The following is a 20,982-nucleotide window of genomic DNA, read 5'->3' on the forward strand; positions in this document are numbered from 1 at the left end:
CCTCAATGACCGTGCGGAAGGCCATCGGATCACTGCCTTCGGCGGGCACCACCAGCACCGAAAGAATGAGCCCGCGCGCCGCGGGAATTTCTTCGAACCGGCACGACAGACCTGAAAGGTCCGGCTGCGTGCCCGCCGGCGCCGGTTCGACCAAAAAAGCGCCGCGCTTCATTGCGGCTTCCGCAAAACCCAGGCCGCCGCCGGAAAACATCGCATAAGACAGGTTCGGCGACGGCCCGAACCGCGCGACGCGGACGTCGAGTCCCTGCGCTCGAATGGATGTGATGGGCACCAGGCCGACGCGCAAGGCAAGGCCGAGATCGTCCCTGACCCAGGTCGCGGTCGCCGCAAGCGCCTTGCGCGCGCAAGCGAGATCGTCGGGCGATACGGCAAAGCTTGCGCCATCGCCACCGAACACGAAGGGAAATTCGCGTCCCCCGAGCGCATTGGTCACCGCGGCGATCACGGCCGCGCCGGCCATGTTGACCGCCTTGTAGCGCCTGGCCGCTATCGCCCTGGTCGACTCCACGATATCGGCCACACCGACGGTCCAGTCGTCCGGCAGCGGCGCATAGAGCGCGGGCTCCATCAGCCGGGTAAAGCCGCGGAACACCGGGATGTCGCCATAGAACGTGCTGCTGGAGCTGGATAGGGTCATCGAAAGGGATCGTCCGATTGTCAGCCATTCGCAACGAGACGCCCCGCCGTACAGTTCGGGTCGAGGGCAAACTATCGAAGCGGCGCACCGATTGCAAAAAGCCGGACCGGATCAAAAAGCCCGACTAAGCCAAAAAGTCGGCCAAACCAAAGTCCTTTCAAGCGCTTTCGCGTCTTGTCACGGAAACGGCCTTGCGTCATCGAAAAAGAGTCAACGCTCTGCTACTCAGGACCATGCCCAATACAGACCCGACAACACAGCAGATCACGGCACACGCCCTCCAGATCGGCGATCGCATCAACACAGCCGGATTCGAAGGCGAGGTCCTGTCCAACACGCCGCTCGCCGTGCGGGTCGGACCGGGCGGCATGGCCGTGGTGTTTCGCTATGGCGTTGCGGTGTTCATCGGATTGTCGGCCGACGAAGAGGCCGCGTTTCTCGAACGGCTGAACCCGCGTGCCTTCGGCAAGATCACGCCGTACGAAGAAGAGTGGGCGAAGATCCAGATCGCGAAAGAGTCCGAGGAGCCGATCCCGGTCGGCGGCCCGATCCTGGTCCGCGAGCTCTCGCTGGAGCGGCTGCTGGTGGTCGCGGACGCCCTCGCCAAGAGCGTCGTGCTGGCGCGCGACGAAAGGGAGGTGACCAACGTGGTCGACACCATCGAGCCGTTCGCCCGCGAGCTGGCGCGGTTCGGACGGACCTCGAGAAACCGCACCGACCTGCTGAAGCTCCTGGGCAGCGCGCTCTTGGTTCAGCATCGCGTCTCGGGCCGCGTGGCGGTCGGGGAGAAGCCGGACGTGCTGTGGGACCGGCCCGATCTCGAGCGGCTCTATGCGCGGCTCGAGGACGAGTACGAGCTCAGCGAACGCGTCGAGACCTTGAACCGGAAGCTCACGGTGATATCGGACACCGCGACCACGCTGTCCGATATCGTCGATGCCAAGCGCTCGCTGCGGCTCGAGCTCATCGTGGTCTTCCTGATCGCGATCGAAATCGCGATCACGTTCTGGGAAATCTTCACGCGCGGCGGGCATTGACGCGCGCCGGCCGCGACCGGAACGACCTCGCTTCCGATCTCGCCGCATCGCAACACCGGCGGCTCACGTCATTCCATCGCGCTGACGTTCCAGGTCGCGTAGCTGACCCCTTGCTGCTTGGAGAGTTCGGCGATCACCGCATCGATCTCCTGTGGTTCAACCGCGAGCGACACCAGCATGGCCGCGATCTCGACATTGTCGTTGGAGCGATACACCACCTTGGTCTCCCTGACCGGGTAGTTGGCGGCCTCCAGCCGCTCGCCCAGGAAATCGCGCACTTCGGCCGCGTGCGTGGCGTCGGTCGTGACGACGATCTGGTAGGTCGCTTCGGACGACTGCTCGCTCAGCGGAATGCGATCGATGGCATTCACCAGCGGCCGCAACAAGGTATTGCCGGCCAACACGAACACCGTGAGCGCCGCCGACTGCGCGACCATGTCGGCGCCGGCACAGGAACCGACCGCGGCCGAGGCCCACAAGGTTGCCGCCGTGTTGAGGCCGCGGACGTTCATGCCTTCCTTCATGATCGCGCCGGCGCCCAGAAACCCGATGCCGGATACGACATAGGCGATCACCCGCACGCTGCCGTCAGCACCGGCGAGATGATTGGCGAGATCGACAAAAGCGGCGGCGCCGACCGACACCAGGACATTGGTGCGCAGGCCCGCGCTTCTTTGCCGATACTGGCGCTCGGCACCAATCAATGTTCCCAGCACGAAGGCGACGGACAGGCTGACCAGGGTGTCGAAGAAGTCATAGAGCTGGAAGGTCTTGATAAATTGCACGAAACACCTCGGTCACGCCTTATGCACGATAGTGCGCTCAATGCCGCCGGACAAGGTGCGTGAACCGGCGGAATCGCCTGCCCTTGATCGGGATCAAACCATTGGAAAAAAAATCGCTTAGGATGTTGTTAATTCAGGGCGGAAACCAGTCGTGTCTGATTCGAACAAAAAGGCTCCCTGCCATACGGTTCGCGCGGACCGCAATGCCGTCAGCGCGGTGAAATTATCACAACAGCTCACCGCCGAGATTGACGCCTGGGCGGAAGCGCATCAGACGGTTCGCTCCGACGCGATCCGCCAGCTGGTCGAGTTCGGCCTGAGTGCGACGCGCGATACGGCCTCTGGGGCAATCTCTCTTGACCACCTCGGAACCGATCCCTTCGAAATCGAGGATGAGGCGATCAGCCAGATCAGCCGCCTGCTCGACCCTGCGCTGTCACTGGACGAGCGCGAGCGTCGGATCCGCAGATTGACCGAAGGGCCGCCGGAATTCTCCGAGGAGCGACGCGACCTGCCGAAGCACAAGAAGTAGGCGCCGTCGGTTCGCGAGCTCCGTTTGGAAGCAAGTCGGGGCGGCCGAGGATTGCCGCGATAATCCATGCGTTTGCTGCGCAGCAGCGATGATTTTCACGGCACACGGGGTTGACCTGCATCAAGTTCATTGGCCAGCGGCGCCCGTATTATAAATACCAGCGTTGAGCTATACGTGGGATGCACCCAAAGCGCGCAGGCCAATGACGAGGCGGCATGATGTCTCGTGCACTTCATTCCTTTCCGACACTGTTCTGCGCAGAAGCGTGCGATCCGCACGAGCTGCGGGAGTTGAGGCAGCTTGGAACCAGCGTCGTCTTCCCGTCCGGAAAGACGATCTTCTCGGAGGACGAACGCGCCGACAGCGTGTTCGGGCTTTCGGATGGCGTGGCGCGTCTCTACAAGACGCTGGCGGATGGGCGGCGTCAGGTCGTGGCGTTTCCGTTGCCCGGCGATTTTCTCGGAATGCCATTCGCCGACCGGCACCGCTTCTCGGCCGACGCGGTCGGGGAAACGGCCCTATACCGCTTTCTCCGCAGCGAGCTGATGCATTTCGTGCAATCGAGCCCCAATATCATGCGGCGCCTGATGGAATTTGCGGCTCATGAGCTGGATATGGCGCAGCATCAATTGATGCTGCTCGGCAACGGCTCTGCGGAAGAGAAGGTTGCGACCTTTCTGGTGAACTGGCGCGACCGGTTGGCACACCTGACCAACGTTTTGCAGCCGGTGCCGTTGCCGATGCGCCGCCAGGACATCGCCGATTTTCTCGGCCTGCAACTGGAAACAATCAGCCGCACGCTTGCCAAGCTTGAGCAGAAGAACGTCATTCGGCTCACGCCCAAAGGCGTCCTGCTCAACGGACTGGACCATATGTCCCTCGCGACCGGGCGAACTGCTGCGGAAGTGTAACAGAGATTTTGTCGGCGGCCGATCACCGGTCATGCGGGTTTTCTTGTGCGTACAATTTGCAAGCCACACAGGTGCATGTTCGGTCCGCGAGGGAATGATGCCATGACAGGAAGCGGATGGAGCGCTTCTTTGAATCCGGAACAGCTCGCGGAAGCCTGTCGCGTGCAGGCCAAGCGGATCAGGACGGCTCCCGAGCGCCTCCGAGTCCTGACCTTTGCCGATGCGCTGATCAACCTGGCCGAGATCAAGAAACTCCTGCGCGACTATGAGCGCCGGCGGATCATCAACTAAGCCCGCCGCCGTAGCGAGATCGGCGCCCCGTCTACTTGACGAAGCTGAGATAGGAGGCGAGCGCCTCGATGTCGTCAGGCCCCAGCTGGCTCGCGACCATCGGCATCGGCGAAGCCGTCGCGTGATATCCCTGGCCCCACTGCCGAAGCCGCGCCTTCAGGTAGAAATAGGCGAGCCCCGCGAGACGGGGAATATTCCGTACGCCTTCGGCGTTCGGACCGTGGCAGGCATAGCAGGAGACGATATTGGCGTCCGGAATGCCCTGCAGGTAGATCGTTCTTCCCCTGTCCGCGAGGGCGCGGTCGCCATCATTGGCGGGCTTTGGCGGCAGCGCCGCAAAATACAGCGCGAGATCATGTGCGGCATGCGGACCGAGCGCGGCCACCGCGCCCCACATGAATTGCTTCGAGAACGGGTTGTCCCGGGTGTGGTCGTGGAAGCTTCGGATCTCGTTCTCGAGATATTGCGGCTGCTGGCCGGCCAGCCTTGGCGCGGTCATATAGCCTTGCGCCGATGTCCCGTGACACCAGGTGCAATTGCGGGCGCCGGCGTCGCCAGAATCCCCCGCCCACGCGGGACCAGTTGAGGCGACGATCGCCAGGATCGCGATTTTCAATGCGATACGCTTCATGACCTCAAGCTTCCGAACACGTGGAATGGACGGTACTCATTGCAGATAGCTGACGTAGGCGGCGACGGCCTCGACCTGTGCCCTGGTCAGGTTGTGCGCCGTCGGCGCCATGATGAATGACGTATCGACCGTGGTCCCCTGGCCGCGCTCGCTCTTCCAGCCCGTCAACTGTCCGACGATGTAGGGATAAAGCTGACCCGCCAGCCGCGGGATCTGATTCTGCCCTTTACCCTCGGTGCCATGGCAGGCGGAGCACGCCGGCACGTTGGACTCGGGAAGTCCGTCCTCGAAGATCCGTTTACCCATCGCCAGTTTCCCCCTCGGGCCCCCGCCGATCGGCCTGGGATCGAGATCCTTGAAATGCTCGGCCAGGGCCGACACCATGGAAGGGCTCAGCACATGCGCGACATTGAACATGATCGGGTTGGTGCGCCTGCGCTCAATGAAAGCGCGCAGCTGATTCTCGATGTATTGCGGCTGCTGTCCTGCCAATCGCGGCATCGGGAAATAGCCGTAGTAGCCTTGCCCCGACAGCCCGTGGCAGGTCTTGCAGTAGGCGAGCTTGGCCTCCAGGCCTCCCCTTGCCGGGGCGACCGCGTCCTGCGCGTGACCCGCCGCGGAAAAAGCCGCGGCCAGCATCGCGATCAGCAAGGCGCAATTAAGATGCGACCGCTTGGACATCACCACCCCGCGCCCGTGACGTGAAAGTTGAGCCCGAGCTTCACGACCTGGACCGTCTGCTTGACATTGACCAGGCCCGAAAATCCATTGATGCCATCGGACATCAGGATGTTGGCGTTACCGAACTGATAGTAGTCATATTCCAGGCTGGTCGACCAATGCTGCGAAAAACCCCATTCGACGCCGCCGCCTGCGGTCCAGCCATAACGATTTTCCAGTCCCTCAAAGGCAAAGGGCAAGCCCGTGAATGAGCCGGTGACATCATATTTGGAGCCGGCCAGCGCGACACCGCCCTTGCCGTAGAACAGGAAATTATCGACGGCATAGCCGAGCCGCGCGGTCAGGCTCGGCAGGAAGTCGGTATTGGCCTTGACCAGCGCCGTATCGGGATTGCCGAGCGGGAGCCCAACCGATGTCGAGCTCTTCATGGTCGTGCCTGAAGCGGACCCCTGGACGCCAACCACCACGGACGAGGCGGTGAACTGATAGTCGCAGCCGATCTGTCCGCCGATGACCGCGCCGCTCGGCTGCTGACTCACGGTGGTGACACCGGTTGTCGTGCCCGCGCCCAGAAATGAATCCTGTACGAGTTGCACGGGATCGGTGATGTCACTGCGCTCAAAGCCGCCGCCGAGATGGGCGCCGGCATAGCAGCTGGTCCAGTTGAAGCGCTCCGCGAACGGGACCGCCGGTGTCTTGAGCGGCAGATCGGCGGCGAAGGCGGGGGCCGCCATGCTCACGGCAAGGATGGCGATGTTGGCGAAAAGCGATTTTCTCATCAGACATACTCCGGATACGGACGCGCCCGCCTACATGGCAAACCAGGCGTGGAGGAACATGGTGTTGTTGTCCTGGGCGCCGACCGTGGTGCCGTCGAACTTGTTGTAGTAGGTGTATTGCAGCCCGATGCGTGCATTGAACCACGGCCAGCCGAATGACTTGCTTAGTCCGAACGGGATGTAGGCGATTTCGGCGGTCCAGCCGTTGCTATTCGGCGTCATCGCGAGCCCGTTGGTGTCGACTCCGTAGAGGTTGGCGTCTGCGGTGCCCCAGATATCGAAATACTGGCCGGTCAGAACGACCCGGTTGTCGCCGCCATAGGCCACTGAAGCCTGCAGATGGAGGCTGTTGACCAGATTGGTCGGGTTGGCCGAAGCCAGGCTCGCAAAGCTGGCGTCGAGCCGTTGAAACTCGCGAATATAGCTGCCGCGCAACGTCACCCAGTAATTGTCGCCTTGATACTGATACTGGCTGTCGAAGCCGATATCGTTGAACCTGTCCGCCAGCGGCATGACCGCGCTGGTCCACGAGGCGAAGCTCGTATCGACCCACGGATGCACATCGAAATTCATTCCGAACGCGCCGATCATCAGCGAATGCCGGCCTGAATGCGGCTCCAGCGCGACGCGCCAGTATGGCGCGACGCCGTCGAGCAGTCCGCCCGCACCGAACGGATCCGTGCCGACAGCGTTCTGCTGGCTGAAGCTCAGCGTCTTGTAGCCGGTCAGTTCGAGATAGAGCAGGTCGTTGATGAAGGTGTAGGCGCCGACGCCTCCGACATGCGCGGCGAAGCCGCCTTCGATTTGGGTGTGGGTGCCCGGCGTGTTGGCAAGCGTCGAGGCGGCATAAGGGAAGGACCATGCAGGCGTCGTGTTCCACAAATCCTGCACGGTCGGATTGTTGTTGGCGGTGAGGCCGTAGACGACGTCCAGCGAGCCGATCTTCGTCGTATTCGCGAAGCGGACATCGGTGTTGTCCCAGGTCCAGGTATGTCCGAACGGATCGCCAAATCCGCCAGCCGGAGGCGCGTTGTAGGTCACCTGCGCGAACGCGCCGACATTGTCGGTGATCGCACCGCCGAAAAAGGCGCTGAATGGCGACAAAACAGTGTTGTCGTTCGGATTATAGGGATCGGCCGGCGAAGGCAGCGGGGCCTGGGTGTGGGTAAAGCCAACGATCGCCATCATTGAGATCGGCGGAACGTATTCCTTTTCACCGTCGCCCGCCGGCGGCGGAGCCTTTACCGACGCGGCATAACCGAGAAGCTTGTTGTACTCCGCGCGCACGTCATTCGCGGTCTTCGATGCGAACGGCGTGGTGCGGTAGTCGCCGCCGCCGGTGGTATAGCCGAGCAGCTTGAACCGGCGTCCATAGGGCGTAAGCGCGGGAAAATCGGTATGGCAGGTACCGCAGGGCTGTCCGGTCTGGCGCGCGAAACTCGGAAGCGCCTGGGCCTCCGGTGCAAAGCCGATCGTCAGCCAGAACGCCACAATGGCAACAACTGCATGAACGGCAAAACGCCGGAAATGCCGCACAATCGTGTCGATACGCATCACACGCCATCCCATGGTCGTGGCGCCGCCTGAAGCCAAACATCAAATCGGGCGCCGCCCGCCACCAATAGGGCAGGAGTCGGATGCACAGCCAAGCACGATCAGCAGAAGTTGATTTGATTTCGGGGCAGGAGAGACATTTCGGCAACAATCGTTGCAGGTGCAACCATGTTCGCGAAAAATGGCAAAACTCTACATCCCGCTGCGCGAGCAAACGCGCACGTCCTCTACCTGACGCTAGACCCGCCGATTTGCGATTTCAATTGATCAGGATCAAATCTGAAAGAAAAGCTGCGCTGCTACGATCGAAGAGGCTATCGTGCCGCGACATCAGGGGGCGTACGCATGAACGTAAGATTGATCCTCGCGACTGCAGCATTGGCTGTTCTCGTCGGCACGCCGGTGCAGGCAGAGAACGGCGACTCCGTGTCGCCGCAGGAACTGAAGGCCAAGACGGATTACTGCAAAACCTGCCACGGGCTGTCAGGCCAGGGCTTTCGCGGCTCGTTTCCGATGCCGCGGCTGGCCGGACAGCAGCCGCAATACATCGAGAATCAGCTGCAGGCGTTCATCGATCAAAGGCGCACCAACCCGGTGATGTTCAATGTGGCGCATGTGCTCTCTCCCGCGATGGAAAAGGCCTTGTCCGAGCATTTCAAGGAACTCAATCCGCCGCCGCTCGGCGGAGCGCCAAAAGAACTCGCGCCCGAAGGCAGGAGAATCTATGAAGAAGGCATTGCCTCCGCCAACGTTCCTCCCTGCGCCTCCTGTCACGGACCGGACGCCAAGGGCGCCGATGCGTTTCCTCGCCTGGCCGGCCAGCTCAACGACTACATTTTCAGGAAGCTGACGGGCTGGGACAGGGAGAGAGGGCAGAAAAAGGATCAGCCCGACAACTCGGCGATCATGCAACCGATTGCGCATGATCTTTCCGAAGCACAAATCAGGGCCGTCGCGGCCTATGTCAGCCAGTTGGAGTGAACGCCGCGCAAGAGCCGCGCACGAAACCGATGAGGCCCGCGCCGTCCTCGCGCGCGTTGCCGCCGGAATACAGCAGCGCCAGCACCGCGCCGGCGCGCGGTGGGCCGAGCGCGACCGCAGCGCTACCCGATACAAGAAGCCATGATCTCAAGCGGTATTGCCGGCGTCGACCGTGAACACGCTGCCGGTGACATTGCGGCCGCCCTCGCCGAGCAGATATTCCACCATGCGCGCGACATCGTCGGTCTCGGGCAGCCGGCGCAGCGCGCTGCGGCCGGCGATGCGGTGGCGCTGGTCCTCGGAAAGACTCCGCGTCAATTCGGTCGCGATGAAGCCGGGGGCGATCGCGTTGACGGTGATGCCGAGCTTGCCGACCTCGCGCGCCAGCGATTTGGTGAAGCCGGTCGCCGCCGCCTTGGTCGCGCCGTAGACCGAGAGTCCGTTATAGCCGGTCGTCGCGATGATCGACGAGATGTTGACGATGCGCCCCGCGCCGTCAGCCATCATGTGCCGCACGACATATTTGGTCAGGATGACCGGCGACAGCACGTTGAGGCGCACAAGCGCCTCGATCTCGGAATTATGCATGGTGGCGAGCAGGCCCTCGGTGCCGATGCCGGCATTGTTGACGAGGCCGTAGATCGGGCCGAATTCTCCCCGCAGTTCCTTCACGAAAGCCGGAATCGCATCGACCTCGCTGAGGTCGAACGCCCGGAACTGGATTGCGCCGCCGCCCCGGTCGCATTCGCCGATCGCCTGGCGCAATTCGTCGCTGTCGCGCCGCGCCACCGCGATCGCGTTGAAACCGGCGGCCGCCAGCCTGCGCGCGATGGCGAGACCGATGCCGCGGCTGCCGCCGGTGACGAGAACGTTGTGCATCGCCTCTTCAGACATCGGATCTCGCGAGTTTTCCGGCCGCGGTCACATCGAGCGCCGGCACGAAGCGGATCACCGCGGGCACCTTGTGGGAAGCCAGCGTCGCCCGGCAATCGGCCAGAATTTCTTCGCGTATCTGCTGGCCCCGCTCCGCGCTGCCGTCGGCGAGAATCACATCTGCGACGACGATGGCCCCGGTGATCGGGCTGCGGCGCGATTTCGCGCGCGACATCCGCACTTGCGGATGCCGGTTGATGACGGCCTCGATCTCCTCGGGATGAACCTTCAGGCCGCCGATATTGATGATGCCGCCGCGCCGGCCGACAAAGTAGTAACGCTCACCGCGCAATTCCACCATGTCGCCGGTATCGACGAATCCGTCGGCGTCGGTCAGCGCGGCCGCCTCGCGGCCAACGTAGGCATGCGCCGTCCGCCTGGAGCGAATGCGCAACGAACCATCGACGATCTTCATCTCGACGCCGCCGGGATTGGTTCCAATCATGCCGGCGGGAAAGCCTTCCAGGCCGTCATTGACGGCAAAACCGACGCCTGCTTCGGTCGACGCGTAGGCGTGGCCGACCGAGGCTTGCGGAAAGGCCTGCTTCAAGCCGTCAAGCACGGCCTGGTCCGCAATCTCGCCCGACAGCCGGACATAGCGCGGCGAGAAGCCGGCGGCCGATCCGCTCATCAGCAGCTTGCGCCAATGCGACGGTGTGCCGGAGATATGCGTGACGCCGCGCGCCTTGAGCCGCGCCACATGGTCGGCGATCGGCTCGCCGGGCTCGGACAGCACCATCGAGCCGCCGCCGATCACCGCACGCAGGAAGATCTGCAGTCCGCCATAGCGCCTGATGTCATAGAAGGTCGCCCAGACCGGCGCCGGTCCGCGCGGCGGGCCATCAGCGACGATCGCACCGCAAAGCCCTTCCAGCGTATGGCTGACGATCTTCGGCACGCCTGACGTGCCCGAGGTCAGCATCAGCCATTCGGTCGCCCTCTCGGCCCTTGGCGTCGTTGTCACGCGGACGGGCAAACGCGCCGCCACCACCAGGTACACTCCGACATCCGACCAGCGCGACGGCTGGTCGGTGACGATGGCATCGATCCCGGCGTTATCGACCAGTACTTGCGCATGGTCTGCTTTGAGGTCGGGCGGGCACAGCAGCATTCGCGTCGCCACGCCGTCGACCTCCGTCATCGCCAAGGCGGAGATCAGTTGATCGGAGACGGCCAGCAGCACCGAGCGACCGGAGAGTTCGCCGGCGCCGCCGACCAGGCAGCTTTCCTGCAGGTGATCGGTCAGCGACACGACATGCCGCGCATCGGATATCGTGCGGCCCCTCAGCTCCGGGCCGAGATAGTCACGCAGCGCAGAGACCTCACGCACTGACATTTTCATAGGCCCGCACAAAATCGCCGACCGTCAGCGGAAACGCCGCGTCCTCCGCTATGGTAAACGGATCGATGCCAAGATCGTCTTCCAGGCGCGCGACCAGGATCGCAAACGCCAGCGAATCGAAACCGGTTTCGTGGAGCGAGAGATCGTCACCGAGCGGCGGCAGGGTGATATGCTGCTCTTCAGCGATCTGCTTCATCGCTGCGATAATCTTTAACCTTACCGACATGGATTGGGTCGCCCTTTCACCAAAGTCTACGCCGACGATCATAGGGCTAAAAGATCCAAAACACGAAGTAACGCAGCGTATGCTGCGATCTTTCGCCCTGGTTGGTAAATACCCGCCGCCGATCTCGTGGAAACTTTCTCGCCGATTTTCGCGACACTCGGAAGCGCCGATCCGGCAGCCGCCGCCCACGGCCACGACATCCGGACACGGGTTCCGGATTGCGCGAGATCAAGGCGAGGCCGGTGCGGGCCGGTAAATCGATTGTATGAAAACCACCGTGCAATTCAAGCTGAATGGCAACCCGATCAGCCTTGATACCGACGACGAGCGGATGCTGCTGTGGGTGCTGCGGACCGACCTGGCGCTGACCGGCGCCAAATATGGTTGCGGCGCGGGAATTTGCGGCGCCTGCACGGTGGTGATCAATGGCGAGCCGCGCAGGTCCTGCCTCACCCCGTTACAACAGGTCGCGGGAAGCGAGCTCCTGACCGTCGAGGGGCTCGCCAAGAAGAACGACAAGAACAACGACAACGGTAACGAACTGCATCGGCTGCAACAGGCTTTCATCGATTGCGGCGCCTTTCAGTGCGGCTATTGCACCTCCGGCATGCTGATGCAGGCTTATGCGTTGTTGCGCGACGATCCGCAGCCCTCGCGCGACAAGATCACAGGTCACATGCAGCAGAACCTCTGCCGCTGTGGCGCGCATCAACGCATCGTCGAGGCGATCGCGCAGGCCTCCGGAAAAGCTTGGGGCGGACAATGACCCTGGCTCTCGACCTCGACCGGCGCGAGCTTCTCGGCGCGATCGGGGGTATCGTGGTCTGGTTCGGGCTTCGCGCCTTGCCACCGGCGACAGCAGCCGAACGGCTGCTTTATCCCGACGATTTTCATGCCTATCTCGCGATCCGCGCCGACGGCCGCATCACGGTGTTCTCCGGCAAGATCGAGATGGGCCAGGGCACCATGACGTCCCTGGCCCAGATGGCCGCGGAAGAGCTTGGCGCTGAGCTGTCATCGATCGACATGGTGATGGGCGACACCGATCAATGTCCGTTGGACATGGGGACGTTCGGATCACTGTCGACGCGGATATTCGGGCCTGCGCTGCGCGCTGCCGCTGCCAAGGCGCGCGGCGTGCTGACCACGCTTGCCGCGACCAGATTGAACGTTCCGGCCGGACGGCTTACCGTCGCGAACGGCGTGATCTCGGTTGTGGGCGAGCCGAGCCGGCAGGTCAGCTTTGGCGAACTGTCCGATGGCGTGAAGATCGCCGCGACCGTCACGCAGGCCGCCGTGCTGCGGTCGGCCGCCGACTTCACCGTGATGGGGCATTCGACCAAACGGCTCGACGGCGTCGCCAAAGTGACCGGACGGGCCCGATACACGGCCGATATGCAGCTGCCGAATATGCTCTACGCGCGGATCTTGCGTCCGCCGGCGCATGGCGCAGTTCTGGCGTCACTCGATACCGGCGCGGCGGAAAAGTTGCCCGGCGTCACCGTCATCAAGCGCGACGACCTGATCGCGGTATTGCATGCCGATCCCGAAATCGCGGCAGCCGCGCTCGCGGGAATCAAGGCCGAATGGCGGCAGTCAAAGGCCACGCTGAACCCGGACAATATCTTCGCGCATCTTCTCGATCGGGCCGGCACCGCGTCCGAGCTCATCGCCAGAGGCGATCCGGCAGAGGCCGCGGCGGCAAAAACATTCGCGACCGTTTTTCAAAAAGGCTATGTGGCGCACGCGGCGATCGAGCCGCATGTCGCGCTCGCCGACGTGCGGCCGGATCGCGCCACGGTGTGGGCCTCGACCCAGACGCCGTTTCCGACCCGCGACAGCATCGCCGCCGCGCTGCAGCTCGATGCCAGACATGTTCGCGTCATCACGCCCTTTGTCGGCGGCGGTTTTGGCGGCAAGAGCGCCGGCGGACAGGCGATCGAAGCGGCCCGTCTCTCGCAAATCTGCGACAAGCCGGTTCAGGTGATGCGAACCCGCGCGGAGGAATTCTTCTACGACACTTTCGATCCGGCCTGCGTCGTGAAGATCACTTCGGCACTCGACGGCGGCAGGATTTCGCGCTGGGACTCCCAGGTGATCGCTGCGGGCGAACGCGGCGCCGCCCCTTGCTACGATGTTCCGAACCTGCGGGTCAGGTCGGCACGTGGCCCCGCCTACGCCGGCCCCGCCCCGATGAATGATTTGCATCCATTCGCGGTCGGCCCCTGGCGCGCGCCCGGCGCCAACATGAACATCTTCGCCATCGAGTCCCAGATCGACATCATGGCGGCCGCAGCCGGCACTGATCCGCTCGCGTTCCGGCTTGAGCATCTCAGCGATCCCAGAATGCGCAAGGTGTTGCAGGCCGCGGCCGACGCATTCGGCTGGCAGTCCGGCGCGGGACCCAGCGGCCGAGGCCACGGCATCGCGCTCAGCAGCGACGCTGGCAGCGTCGTTGCGACGATGGCGGAAGTGAAGGTCGATAAAGCCAGCGGCGAGGTGACGGTGGTCAGGATGGTATGCGCACAGGACATGGGCACCATCGTCAATCCCGAGGGCGCGCGGATGCAGATCGAGGGCGGCCTGACCATGGGCCTCGGCTATGCGCTGAGCGAGGAATTGCGTTTCCAGGGCGGCGACATCCTTGACCGCAATTTCGACAGCTATCACCTGCCCCGCTTCGGCGCGGTCCCCGGGATCGACGTCGTGCTGATCGCGAACAACGAACTCGCGCCGCAGGGATGGGGTGAACCGGCGATCACGACGACGGGCGCCGCGATCGCCATCCGTGTTCGGCGCCACCGACCTCCGGCTTTTCCGGCTTCCGATGACGCCACAGCGCGTTGCCGCCGCCGCGCCTTTATCGCCGGATCGCACGTTCCACAATTCGGCCGTAGACGGCTTGATCCCGGCGCGCGGTCATCGCCGAACTGCGGGTCGTGGACCGAAACGTACGATAGAACGAAGGTCGAATGGGAGGGGCCCCCCTTTTTGTTCGCGCGGCGGCGGCGGGAGCGGTTAGCTGCCGCGCAGGAGGCAGGTCGGGGACACGCGGTTCCTTGCACCCTGCCGCATAGGGGCTAGGAAACGCACGGTCGCGCTCGGAATTTCGGGCGCTATTCCCGCTTTCGGGAAAAGATGCGCCAGCCGTTCGGTGGATCGGGGCATGAACGAAAGCATCTCTTCGCCATTCATCCGCTATCCCATTGGCACGTCGCTGCTGATGGCCGGCATCCTGTTCGTCGGCTTCGTCGCCTATCCGCTGCTGCCCGTCGCGCCGCTGCCGCAGGTCGATTTTCCAACCATCCAGGTGTCGGCGAGCCTGCCGGGCGGCAGTCCCGAGACCATGGCCGCCTCGGTGGCGCAGCCTTTGGAGCGCCAGCTCGCGCAGATTCCCGGCATCGCGCAGATGACTTCGACGAGTTCGCTGGGCTCGACGGCGGTGACGATCCAGTTCGATCTCAACCGCAATATCGACGGCGCGGCCAATGACATCCAGGGCGCCATCAATGCCGCGAGCGGCCAGTTGCCGAAGAACCTGCCCTCGCCGCCGACCTACCGCAAGGTCAACCCGGCGGACTCGCCGATCCTGCTGCTGTCGGCGACCTCCGACACGCTGCCGCTGATCCGGGTAAGCGATGCGGTCGACGCCCAGCTCGGCCAGCAGATCAGCCAGCTGTCCGGCGTCGCCCAGGTGTTCATCGGCGGCCAGCAGAAGCCTGCGATCCGGGTCCAGGTCGATCCAGCGAAGCTGGTTGCAAAGGGCCTGTCGCTGGAGGACGTGCGCAACCAGATCGCAATCACCACGGCCGATGCGCCGAAGGGCAATATCGACGGTGCAAAGCGCGCCTACACCATCTACGCCAACGACCAGCTGCTCGATGCCAAGGACTGGAACGACGTCATCATCGCCTATCGCAATGGCGGACCGTTACGAATTCGCGATCTCGGCCGGGCCATCGACGGGCCTGAGGACATGAAGCAGGCCGCCTGGGCGGACGGCAAGCGCGGCGTCTTTCTCGTCATCTTCAAGCAACCCGGCGCCAATGTCATCAATACCGTCGACCGCATCAAGCAAGAGCTTCCCCGCCTGATCGCCGCCATTCCCCCGGCCATCAAGATCAAGATCATCAGCGACCAGACGATCACGATCCGCGCCGCGGTTCATGAGGTCCAGCTCACGCTTCTCATCACCGTGGCGCTGGTGGTCATGGTGATCTTCCTGTTCCTGCGCAGTTTCTGGGCGACCGTCATTCCGGCCGTGACCGTGCCACTGGCACTGCTCGGCGCCTGCGCGCTGATGTGGGCATTCGGCTACACCCTCGACAACCTCTCACTGATGGCGCTGACCATCGCCGTCGGCTTCGTGGTCGACGATGCCATCGTGATGCTGGAGAACATCACGCGTTACGTCGAGAAAGGCGAGAAGCCGCTTGCCGCGGCCTTCAAGGGCGCCAGCGAAATCGGCTTCACCATCGTCTCGATCAGCATCTCGCTGGTCGCGGTCCTGATCCCGCTGCTCTTGATGGGCGGCGTCATCGGCCGGCTGTTCCGTGAATTCGCGGTGACGCTGGCGATGGCGATCCTTGTCTCGCTCGTGGTGTCGCTGTCGCTCACGCCGATGATGGCCTCCCGCTTCCTGCGCGCGCACGGCCAGACCCGGCACGGGCGGCTCTATCAATGGAGCGAACGCGCCTTCGAGCGCATGCTGCATGGCTATGAGCGCGGGCTCGATCTGGCGCTCCGGCACAGCCTGATGACGCTCGGCATCTTCTTCGCGACGGTCGCGCTGTCGGTCTATCTGTTCATCATCATTCCCAAGGGCTTCTTTCCGCAGCAGGACAACGGTTTCCTGACCGCGGTCTCCGAGATGTCGCAGGACATATCGTTTGCCGACATGAAACGGCGGCAGGAGGAACTGAGCCGGATCGTGCAGGCCGATCCCGCCGTCGACAGCATCGCGATGTTCATCGGCGGCGGTGGCACAGCGCTCAATTCGGGGCGCATGTACGTCACGCTGAAGCCGCGCGAGGAGCGCGACGTCTCCGCGGAACAGATCATAGCGCGGCTGCGGCCGAAGCTGGACAAGGTCGAGGGCGCCCGGCTCTACATGCAGGCCTCGCAGGACGTGCGGCTCGGCGGCCGCGCCACGCGGACGCAATTCGAATTCACCCTGCAGGACGCCAACCTTGCCGAGCTGAACGAATGGGCGCCGAAGCTTCTGGCCGAGATGCAGAAGCTGCCCGAACTGCGCGACGTCGCCACCGACCAGCAGACCGAAGGAACGACGCTCGGCCTCACCATCGACCGCGACACCGCCGCGCGCTACGGCATCGAGCCGCAGCTGATCGACGACACGCTGTATGACGCGTTCGGCCAGCGCCAGGTCACGCAGTATTTCACCCAGCTCAACAGCTATCACGTCATCCTGGAAATTCTGCCCGAGCTGCAGGGCAAGCTCGACACGCTCGGCAAGCTCTACATCAAGTCACCGAGCACCGGCGGCGAGGTGCCGCTATCGGTGTTCTGCAAATGGACCAGCGTGCCGGTGCGCCCGCTCTCGATCGCCCATCAGGGCCAGTTCCCGGCGGTGACCATCAGCTTCAATCTCGGCCAGGGCGTGGCGCTCGGCCAGGCCACCAACGCCGTGCAGAAGGCGATGGCCCGGATGGGGGCGCCGGCGACGCTCAGCTCGAGCTTTCAGGGCACGGCGCAGGCGTTTCAGCAATCGCTCGGCACGGTACCGCTTCTCATTCTGGCGGCATTGGTCGTGGTCTACCTGATCCTCGGCATTCTCTATGAGAGCTATATTCATCCGCTGACCATCCTGTCGACCCTGCCGTCAGCGGGCGTCGGCGCTTTGGCAATCCTGATGGCGTTCGGGTTCGACTTCAGCCTGATCGCCCTGATCGGGGTGATTCTCCTGATCGGCATCGTCAAGAAGAACGGCATCATGATGGTCGACTTCGCGATCGCGGCCGAACGTGACGAGCATCTGTCGCCGCGTGAATCGATCCGCAAGGCCGCGACCTTGCGCTTCCGTCCCATCATGATGACGACGATGGCGGCGCTGCTCGGCGGCGTCCCGCTGATGCTGGGCACCGGCACCGGCTCGGAAATCCGTCAGCCGCTTGGCTACGCGATGGTCGGCGGCCTCCTCGTCAGCCAGGCGCTGACGCTGTTCACGACGCCGGTGGTCTACCTTTACCTCGACAATCTTTCCGATGCGATCGCGCGCTGGACTACGAGCCGGAAACCCAGCGAGCCGCAGCAGCCCGCGACGGACGCGCCGCTAAAGGACGCCGCCGAATAGCTGGACTCCCACGGCATCGGATCGAATTTACCCTGATGACGGGAACGCCGTGCAATCTGGCCCAAATTCTGCAACACCGACGTCAACGACACGTCAACCGGAATTCGGGCCATGATGATCAGCAAACGAAGCTTCCTATGCTCGACAGCAAGCGCCGGACTGGCCTTGGTCACGGGCGGCCTGGTGGCGCCGGCGCGGGCGGAAGCGCAATTTCCATCGCATGCCGTGAAATGGGTGGTGCCCTATACCGCGGGCGGCGCAACCGACGTGCTGTCGCGGCTGATCTGCCAATACCTCTCGGACAAGTTGGGCCAGGCCTTCGTGGTCGAGAACAAGCCGGGCGCCGGCAGCACGATCGGCACGCAGGCGGTGATTTCGTCGCCGCCGGACGGCTATACGCTGCTGCTCACCTCGACCGCGAATGCGATCAACGCGTCTTTCGATCCGACCCTGACGTTCGACTTCGCCAAGAGCATCGCGCCGGTCGCTGGCGTCGCCCGCATCCCGCTGGTTTTGGTCGTCAACAACGAGTTGCCCGCGCACAGCATCGCCGAGTTCATCGCTTATGCCAAAGCCAATCCGGGCAAGCTCTCGATCGCCTCATCCGGCATCGGCACCTCGCTGCATCTGTCCGGCGAGTTGTTCAAGGCGATGGCCGGCATCGCGTTCACGCACGTGCCCTATCGCGGGTCGGCGCCGGGCCTGACCGACGTGATGTCCGGCCAGATCCAGGGCATGTTCGACAATGTCACGTCGTCGTTCGAACTGGTGCGGGCCGGCAAGCTGCGTGCGCTCGGCGTCACCACGCGCGACCGGTCGGAGATTCTGCCCGACGTGCCGCCGATCGCGGATACGCTGCCGGGCTACGAAACCACCTCATTCTACGGCGTCGGCGCGCCCCGCGACACGCCGCGCGACGTCATCGATCTCCTGAACAAGGAGATCAACGCAGCACTGGCCGATCCCGCGATCAAGCGACGTATCGCCGAGCTCGGCGCCATTCCGATCACCGGCAATGCCTCCGAATTCGGCGCGATGCTCGCAGGCGAAACCGAGCGCTGGCGCAAGGTGGTGGAATTGTCGGGAACGAAGAAGGAATAAGCATCCTGGTCGTCCCAGCGAACGCCGGGACCCATAACCGCCCGCGTTCGTTCTGCGAAAGGGCGTCGACCAGTTCGCGTCGCCAGATAGATCACCCGGTTTGGGTCCCGGCGTACGCCGGGACGACGCCAGCTCATGTTTGACGTCAACATGGGCTAGCCGGAAGTTGAGCAACTTCCGGCTAGAGGCGGTTTGTGCCCGCCGCTATCCGGCAGCCACGCCTTGCAGCACTAGCCGGTTGAGCCGCGCCGCGAACGCGGCCGGATCCTCCGGCAGTTCGCCATCGAGGATCTGCGCCTGCTCCAGCAGCAGCAGCGACAGGTCGTCGACGGTCTTCGAGCCAGCCTGCGCCTTCGCGATCGCCGACAGCAGCGGATGCCGCAGATTGATCTCCAGGATCGGCTTGGTCCGTGCGCCGCGATTCTGCTGCGACAACAGCCGTTCCAGTTCGCGATCCGGTCCCTGATTGCCGGCGACCAGGCAGGAGGCGCTGGTGGTCAGCCGGGTCGACGCCTTCACGTCGGTGACGCGATCGCCCAGGCTCGCCTTGATGATCGCAATCGTTGCCGCCTCATCGGCGGCCTCGGCGTTGCTCTCCGGCTTCTCGTCGACCAGCGGGATCAAGTCGAGATTGAGATCGCCCTGGCTCAGCGACTTCAGCGGCTTGCCCTCGAATTCGAGCCGCGCCGAGGTCCAGAACGCATCGACCGCGTCGGTCAGGAGCAGCACCTCGATGCCGCGCGCGGTGGCGGCTTCCAGCCGCGGATTGGATTTCAGCCGCTCGGCGCTGTCGCCGACCAGGAAATAGATCTCGGTCTGGTTGGGCTTGAAATCAGCGACATATTGCTTGAGCGAACGGCGTTCGCCCGATGTAGTGGAAAACCGCGCCAGCGCGAGCAATTTGTCGCGCCGCTCGAAATCCTCGTAGATGCCTTCCTTGATCACGGCGCCGAAGGCGTCCCAGATCTTGTTGAAATTGTCCGGCTCCTTGTCGCCGAGCTGCTCCAATTCGCCGATGACGCGGCTCGTGACCGCCTTGCGGATCTGGACGAGCTGCGGATTGTTCTGCAGCATCTCGCGCGAGAGGTTGAGCGGCAGGTCCTCGCTGTCGATCACGCCGCGGATGAAGCGCAGGTAGGCCGGCAACAGGTCGGCGTCGTCGGTGATGAAGACGCGGCGGACATAGAGCTTGACCTTGCCCTTGCGCGCCGGTTCGAACAGGTCGAACGGTTTGGTCGAGGGTGCAAACAGCAGCACCGCATAGGAGTAGCGGCCCTCGGCACGGTAATGCAGCGTCATCGCCGGTTCGTCGAAGGCGCCCGCGATCGACTTGTAGGCTTGCGCATAGTCCTCCGGCTTGAGCTCGGATTTCGGCCGCTGCCACAGCGCGCTGGCCGAATTGATCTGCCGCGGCTCGCCCTCCTCCGGAATCAGTTCGATCGGGAATTGGATATTGTCGGAATAGGCGCCGACGATGCGTTCGATCTGATAGCTCTCGAGATATTTGGCGGCGTCCGCCTTCAGATGCAGCACGATCTCGGTGCCGCGCGTCACGCGTTTGGCGTCATCTTCACTCGCGGGGCTGACGTCAAAACCGGAGCCGCCGGAAGACGACCAGGTCCAGACCTCATCGCTGCCGGCCCGGCGGCTGGTGACGACGATGCGGTCGGCCACCATGAACGCGGAATAGAAACCGACGCCGAACTGGCCGATCAGGCCGGCGCCATCCTTGGCCTCGGCCAGCCGCGCGACGAAGGCCTTGGTGCCGGAACGGGCGATGGTGCCGAGATTGTCGATCAGTTCCTGCCGGTCCATGCCGATGCCGGTATCGGCGACAGTGAGCGTGTTCGCCGTCTTGTGCGGCGCAATGCGGATTTTTGGCGGCTCGCCGTCGCCGATCAGTTCGGGCCTGGCGATCGCCTCATAGCGCAGCTTGTCGCAGGCGTCCGACGCATTCGAGATCAGTTCGCGCAGGAAGATGTCGGTCTCCGAGTAGACCGAATGCACCATCAGATTCAGCAGTTCGGAGACCTCGGCCTGGAACGGCCGGGATACGGCGGCGGTTTCGCTCATCGTCATAGGTTTGCCCAGGGAAATGATCAGGAAAACCCCGATATAGCGCCACCGCGGGCCGGATCAAGCCTTCTGACGCAGCATTGCATGGCGGCGCGCTCCGTTCCGACGCTTGCAAGGTCACTGCCGCCGCTCGTGCGACCACCAATCGAAC

20 protein-coding genes are annotated in these 20,982 nt (G+C 63.5%); 9 read left to right on the plus strand and 11 right to left on the minus strand.

The annotated features are described in order from the left end of the window. Positions 1 to 658, minus strand: a 658-nt coding sequence (locus WCB02_RS23640; RefSeq protein ID WP_423961947.1) for a DUF3095 family protein, incomplete at its 3' end; no start/stop codon positions are given. Between the two features lie 233 nt (positions 659 to 891). On the opposite strand from WCB02_RS23640, the gene WCB02_RS23645 reads away from it, so the two are divergent. Next, entirely contained in the window at positions 892 to 1,695 is an 804-nt protein-coding gene (locus WCB02_RS23645; RefSeq protein ID WP_423961949.1) for an RMD1 family protein, read from the plus strand. Positions 1,696 to 1,763: 68 nt separating this feature from the next. Here WCB02_RS23645 and WCB02_RS23650 read toward each other — a convergent pair whose 3' ends face one another. Beyond that, complete coding sequence (locus WCB02_RS23650) at positions 1,764 to 2,480, minus strand: MgtC/SapB family protein (RefSeq protein ID WP_423961951.1); 717 nt, start codon at positions 2,478 to 2,480, stop codon at positions 1,764 to 1,766. A 151-nt stretch (positions 2,481 to 2,631) separates the two neighbouring features. On the opposite strand from WCB02_RS23650, the gene WCB02_RS23655 reads away from it, so the two are divergent. From WCB02_RS23655 to WCB02_RS23665, 3 genes are all read left to right on the plus strand, one after another. After that, entirely contained in the window at positions 2,632 to 3,012 is a 381-nt protein-coding gene (locus WCB02_RS23655) for a hypothetical protein (RefSeq protein ID WP_423961953.1), read from the plus strand. A 218-nt stretch (positions 3,013 to 3,230) separates the two neighbouring features. Next, a complete protein-coding gene (locus WCB02_RS23660; RefSeq protein WP_423961955.1) occupies positions 3,231 to 3,923 on the plus strand; it encodes a cyclic nucleotide-binding domain-containing protein in 693 nt (230 codons plus the stop codon). 102 nt (positions 3,924 to 4,025) lie between these two features. Further along, on the plus strand, positions 4,026 to 4,214 hold the full coding sequence (locus tag WCB02_RS23665; RefSeq protein ID WP_423961957.1) for a hypothetical protein: 189 nt from the start codon (positions 4,026 to 4,028) through the stop codon (positions 4,212 to 4,214). Between the two features lie 31 nt (positions 4,215 to 4,245). On the opposite strand, the gene WCB02_RS23670 is transcribed toward WCB02_RS23665, so the two are convergent. Genes WCB02_RS23670 through WCB02_RS23685 form a run of 4 tightly spaced genes read right to left on the minus strand, consistent with a single transcriptional unit; the run spans position 4,246 to position 7,859 of the window. Further along, entirely contained in the window at positions 4,246 to 4,845 is a 600-nt protein-coding gene (locus WCB02_RS23670) for a c-type cytochrome (RefSeq protein WP_423961958.1), read from the minus strand. Between the two features lie 36 nt (positions 4,846 to 4,881). Then, entirely contained in the window at positions 4,882 to 5,526 is a 645-nt protein-coding gene (locus WCB02_RS23675) for a c-type cytochrome (RefSeq protein WP_423961960.1), read from the minus strand. Further along, positions 5,526 to 6,305, minus strand: coding sequence for an outer membrane protein (locus tag WCB02_RS23680; protein WP_423961962.1), 780 nt, complete (start codon positions 6,303 to 6,305; stop codon positions 5,526 to 5,528). Before WCB02_RS23680 ends, WCB02_RS23675 begins: the two co-directional genes overlap by 1 nt. A 30-nt stretch (positions 6,306 to 6,335) precedes the next feature. After that, positions 6,336 to 7,859, minus strand: a complete 1,524-nt coding sequence (locus tag WCB02_RS23685; RefSeq protein ID WP_423961964.1) for a cytochrome C — start codon at positions 7,857 to 7,859, stop codon at positions 6,336 to 6,338. 345 nt (positions 7,860 to 8,204) lie between these two features. Here WCB02_RS23685 and WCB02_RS23690 point away from each other — a divergent pair, with 345 nt between their 5' ends. Next, a complete protein-coding gene (locus WCB02_RS23690; protein ID WP_423961965.1) occupies positions 8,205 to 8,840 on the plus strand; it encodes a c-type cytochrome in 636 nt (211 codons plus the stop codon). Here the strand turns inward: WCB02_RS23690 and WCB02_RS23695 are convergent. Genes WCB02_RS23695 through WCB02_RS23710 form a run of 4 tightly spaced genes read right to left on the minus strand, consistent with a single transcriptional unit; the run spans position 8,824 to position 11,341 of the window. After that, positions 8,824 to 8,991 (minus strand): hypothetical protein, encoded by a 168-nt coding sequence (locus WCB02_RS23695; RefSeq protein WP_423961967.1) that lies wholly within the window; start codon positions 8,989 to 8,991, stop codon positions 8,824 to 8,826. The two genes, WCB02_RS23690 and WCB02_RS23695, sit on opposite strands and share 17 nt — an antisense overlap. After that, a complete protein-coding gene (locus WCB02_RS23700) occupies positions 8,988 to 9,719 on the minus strand; it encodes an SDR family NAD(P)-dependent oxidoreductase (RefSeq protein ID WP_423961985.1) in 732 nt (243 codons plus the stop codon). The genes WCB02_RS23695 and WCB02_RS23700 overlap by 4 nt, the downstream gene beginning before the upstream one ends. A gap of 7 nt (positions 9,720 to 9,726) precedes the next feature. Beyond that, positions 9,727 to 11,109: a class I adenylate-forming enzyme family protein gene (locus WCB02_RS23705; protein WP_423961969.1), complete on the minus strand. Its 1,383-nt coding sequence runs from the start codon at positions 11,107 to 11,109 to the stop codon at positions 9,727 to 9,729. Then, the gene (locus tag WCB02_RS23710; protein ID WP_423961987.1) at positions 11,096 to 11,341 is read right to left on the minus strand and encodes an acyl carrier protein; all 246 of its coding nucleotides are present in this window, start codon (positions 11,339 to 11,341) and stop codon (positions 11,096 to 11,098) included. Before WCB02_RS23710 ends, WCB02_RS23705 begins: the two co-directional genes overlap by 14 nt. A 277-nt stretch (positions 11,342 to 11,618) precedes the next feature. On the opposite strand from WCB02_RS23710, the gene WCB02_RS23715 reads away from it, so the two are divergent. From WCB02_RS23715 to WCB02_RS23730, 4 genes are all read left to right on the plus strand, one after another. Next, positions 11,619 to 12,107 carry a (2Fe-2S)-binding protein gene (locus WCB02_RS23715; RefSeq protein ID WP_423961970.1) on the plus strand — a complete coding sequence of 163 codons (489 nt, stop codon included), beginning with the start codon at positions 11,619 to 11,621 and terminating at the stop codon, positions 12,105 to 12,107. After that, positions 12,104 to 14,425, plus strand: a complete 2,322-nt coding sequence (locus WCB02_RS23720; protein WP_423961972.1) for a molybdopterin cofactor-binding domain-containing protein — start codon at positions 12,104 to 12,106, stop codon at positions 14,423 to 14,425. The genes WCB02_RS23715 and WCB02_RS23720 overlap by 4 nt, the downstream gene beginning before the upstream one ends. Positions 14,426 to 14,507: 82 nt before the next feature. Further along, positions 14,508 to 17,654, plus strand: a complete 3,147-nt coding sequence (locus WCB02_RS23725) for a multidrug efflux RND transporter permease subunit (RefSeq protein ID WP_423961974.1) — start codon at positions 14,508 to 14,510, stop codon at positions 17,652 to 17,654. Positions 17,655 to 17,768: 114 nt separating this feature from the next. Beyond that, entirely contained in the window at positions 17,769 to 18,755 is a 987-nt protein-coding gene (locus tag WCB02_RS23730) for a Bug family tripartite tricarboxylate transporter substrate binding protein (RefSeq protein WP_423961989.1), read from the plus strand. A gap of 204 nt (positions 18,756 to 18,959) precedes the next feature. Here WCB02_RS23730 and htpG read toward each other — a convergent pair whose 3' ends face one another. Further along, positions 18,960 to 20,834: a molecular chaperone HtpG gene (htpG, locus tag WCB02_RS23735; protein ID WP_423961975.1), complete on the minus strand. Its 1,875-nt coding sequence runs from the start codon at positions 20,832 to 20,834 to the stop codon at positions 18,960 to 18,962. Between the last annotated feature and the right edge of the window lie 148 nt (positions 20,835 to 20,982).

Source organism: Bradyrhizobium sp. (assembly GCF_049581145.1).
GTDB lineage: Bacteria > Pseudomonadota > Alphaproteobacteria > Rhizobiales > Xanthobacteraceae > Bradyrhizobium.